Origin of the sequence: Pseudomonas machongensis (genome assembly GCF_034961125.1) — a bacterium.
Taxonomy (GTDB): Bacteria; Pseudomonadota; Gammaproteobacteria; order Pseudomonadales; family Pseudomonadaceae; genus Aquipseudomonas; species Aquipseudomonas machongensis.
In genome coordinates this window covers 1-3,805 of the sequence record NZ_JAYFUI010000163.1, presented here as the reverse complement: position 1 = coordinate 3,805, position 3,805 = coordinate 1, and the positions used below count along the sequence as shown (strand labels likewise).

Here is a 3,805-nt window from a genome sequence, read left to right as displayed (position 1 = left end):
CAGCACCACGCCGATGCCCAGCACGTCGTCGGCCAGCGCCGAAGGCTGGTGCTCGGCCACCGCGACCACACCCACCAGGGCCAGCACCACCGTGCCGAGCCTGCGTACCCAACCGCGCAGGAACTCCACCTGCGGCTTGTGCCAGCGGAAGTGCACCTCGGCCACGCCGCCGGGGGCCAGCACGCGGTAGGCGGTGTAGAACACCAGCCAGGCCTGGGCCAATTGCCACAGCGCAGCGCCGAGGTTGGCGTTCTGGCCGCGGGCGTCGATCTGCAAGGCATAGCTGCACAGCGCCAGGCCCAGGCTGACCGGCATGGCCAGGAGGATGTTGATGAGGATCGCTTGTGGCGTGTGCCACTGGCTGTCGCGACGGAAGTGGCCGATGTCCTGGTGCACCTTGCCCAGGCGCTGGTACAGGTACTTGCGCCGCCACAGCAGCGCGCCGATCACCAGCAGCAGCGGCAGGAACAGCAGCGGGCGCTGGCTCAGGCCGTCGGCCAGTTCCTTGATGCCCGAGCCCCAGGGCAGGCTGGCGACCTGGTCGGCGAAGCGCTCGGGCACATAGCGCAGCCAGTCCCAGTCCAGCGGCTTGTTGCTGGGGATCCAGAACATCTGCTCATCGAGGGTGGTGCGCAGGTTCTGCGCGGTGCCCAGCAGTTGCTTCTGGTTGAGCTGCAGGGTGATGGACTCATTGAGCAATGCTGAAAGCTCGCGGTTCAGGCGCTCGAGCAGGTCGCTGCGGGTGATGGCGACCTCCAGCAGCGCCTTGCGCAGTTGCGGGGTGACATCCTGCTCAGGCTGGGTGGACAGCAGCTTGTCGACGTAGCTGACCGGGCTGCTCATCTGCTCGCGCTGCTGGTTGACCTCGAACTGGTACAGGCGGATATCGGCGATCTGGTCGGCCAGGTCGCGGTCCACCTTCAGGTGCGGCAGCGCCTGTTTCTGCTTGTAGAGGATCTTCGACAGCAGCAGGCTGCCCTTGAGCACGTTGATCTGCTCGTCCAGCGCCTGGTCGGCCTGGGTCAGGGTGTCGAGCTGCTGCTTGGTCTGCAGGTTCTGCTGGGTGAGTTCGTTGAGGCGGTCGGTGCTGCGCAGCAGGTAGTCGGAGAGCTTGAGGTTGGCGGCGCTCTCGTTGGCCAGCAGGGTGCTGCCGCCGGCTTTCTGCGCTTCGATCGACTGCTGGGTGACGGTCTGTTGCGACTGTGCCAGGCGCTTCTCGTTGATCAGTGTCTGCAGGTCCTGGATCTCTTGCTCCAGGCGTGCGGCACGCTCGATCAGCAGGTCGTGACGGGCATTGCCCAGGTCCTGCAGCAGGCTGTTGCCGGCCAGCTCCTGGCGGCGCAGCAGGGTGAGGGCGTTGAGCGAGGCCAGCTCGGCGTTGAGCTGGTTGCGCTGGTCGGCGGAAATCGCCTTGCCGTTGTCCTTGCCCGACTTCAGCGCGTTGTTGATCTGCTGGGCGCGGGTCTGGTTGTTGCTGATCTCGGCCTGGGCACGTTCGGGGCGGGTCTGGGAGTTGATGATCAGGCTGTTGGCTTCGGACAGCGCCTTTTGCAGCTCGCCCTGCTGGGTGCTGCGCTCGCTGAGCATCTGCTCGAGCTGCGGTACGCTGAGGCTGGCATAGCGCTGGGCCACGGGCGTGACCTTGCTGTCCTTGAGTTTGGCCAGTTCGCGCTGGCTGTCGCGGGTTTCCTGAGGGGCACCGGCCAACTGCTGCTTGAGGTCGGCGAGTTTCTTCTCGCTATCCTCTTTGCTGGCGATCAGCGCGAGCGTCTGCTCCAGCACCTGCTGGAGCGCCTTCTGCTCGGGTTCCGGCAGCTTGCGCTCGGCAATCTTGTCCAGGCTGTTCTGAATACCGGGAGCGGCCGGCACCTCGGCCGCCACAGCGGCGAACGACAGGGAAAGGCACAGCCCGAGGAGGGCTGCGCGGGCATACACGCGCAGGGACATAGGCAGACTACTTGCGAGAGGGCACTAACGGAGTTTAGAGGAACAGCCCCGGGCCGGGCCGGGTTCCTTCGGGGAATCTGACGCCCACTTTCTGGATCTTGTTCCCGTCCATGGTCGCGACCGTCCAGATCGTGCTGTGCCATTCGACCTGGTCGCCTACGACTGGAGCGCCTCCGACCTTCTGTCGGATGAACTGCGCCAACGGCATTTTCGCATCCAGGCCGTCGAGTTTCAGGCCATAAAGCGCTGCCACCGCACCGAGTTCGGCATCGCCTTCGAGGACGAAGTCGCCGAAGAAGCGCAGGTCCAGGCCGCGCTGTGGCGCCTGGCTGAACAGTTTGCCCAGGGCGGGCAGGTTGTGCTCGTGGCCGATTACGCAAAGCATGTCGCCGACCTCCAGCACGGTACTGCCCGAGGGGTGCAGCAATTGCTCGCCACGGAACAGCGCGGCGATACGCGTGCCCTCGGGCATCTTCAGCTCGCGCAGGGCTGCGCCGATGCACCATTTTTCAGCGCCCAGGCGGTAGACGAACAGCTCCCATTCGCTGGTGATGTGCACCTCCAGCGCCGAGCGCGAGATCGGCGCTGGATCTGGCGGCACCGTGACCTTCAGCAGCTTGGCCATCCACGGCAGGCTGGTGCCTTGCACCAGCAGTGACACCAGCACGATGAAGAACGCCAGGTTGAAGAACAGCTGCGCATCCGGCAGGCCCGCCATCAGCGGGAACACCGCAAGAATGATCGGTACCGCGCCGCGCAGGCCAACCCAGGAAATGAAGCCCTTTTCGCGGCCGTGGAAAGCCTTGAACGGCAGCAGTGCGGCCAGCACCGACAGTGGGCGGGCGAAGAGGATCATCCACAGCGCCAGGCCCAGGGCGGGCAGGGCGATGGGCAGCAGGTCGTGCGGGGTGACCAGCAGCCCCAGCACCAGGAACATGCCGATCTGCGCCAGCCAGGCCATGCCGTCGAGCATGTGCAGGATGCCGTGGCGGCTGCGGATCGGCTTGTTGCCCAGTACCAGGCCGCACAGGTAGACGGCAAGGAAGCCGCTGCCGTGCAGGGCGTTGGTCAGCGAGAACACCACCAGGCCGCCGGCGACCACCAGGATCGGGTACAAGCCGCCGGCCAGGTTGATGCGGTTGACCAGTTGCAGCATCAGCCAGCCGCCGCCCAGGCCCAGCAGGCCGCCGATGCCGAACTCGCGCAGCAGGTGGGTCAGCAGGCTCCAGTGCAGGCCGGTCTGACCGCTGGCGATCATGTCGATCAGGGTGACGGTGAGAAATACCGCCATCGGGTCGTTGCTGCCCGACTCGATCTCGAGCGTTGCCGTGACCCGTTCGTTCAGGCCTTTGCCACCGAGCAGCGAGAACACCGCCGCGGCGTCGGTAGAGCCGACGATGGCGCCGATCAGCAGGCCCTGGATCAGGCTCAGGTCGAACAGCCAGGCAGCGACCATGCCGGTAAGGCCGGTGGTGATGAGCACACCCACCGTGGCCAGCGACAAGGCTGGCCACAGGGCCACGCGGAAACTCGCTACCCGCGTGCGCAGGCCGCCGTCGAGCAGGATCACGGCCAGCGCGAGGTTGCCCACCAGGTAGGCGGTCGGGTAGTTGTTGAAAATGATGCCGCCACCATCGACACCGGCGACCATGCCGACCGCGAGGATGATGACCAGGATAGGGATGCCCAGACGCGACGACAGAGAGCTGACCAGGATACTTGCGCCCACCAGCAGTGCGCCGATCAGGAACAGGCTGTTGATGGTGCTGGCATCCAAAGGCAGGTACTCCGGGATATCGCAGAAAGATGACTTGACTGGCAAGTCGCGTGCCAATCGATTCTAACCTGATGAATTGCC

1 protein-coding gene and 1 pseudogene are annotated in these 3,805 nt (G+C 65.4%); both read right to left on the bottom strand.

Annotated elements, in window-relative coordinates:
- Nucleotides 1–1,947, bottom strand: a pseudogene (locus VA602_RS15250) (mechanosensitive channel MscK); the annotation flags it as partial.
- A gap of 34 nt (nt 1,948–1,981) precedes the next feature.
- Nucleotides 1,982–3,724 carry a potassium/proton antiporter gene (locus VA602_RS15245; protein WP_054891203.1) on the bottom strand — a complete coding sequence of 581 codons (1,743 nt, stop codon included), beginning with the start codon at nt 3,722–3,724 and terminating at the stop codon, nt 1,982–1,984.
- Nucleotides 3,725–3,805: the final 81 nt, after the last annotated feature.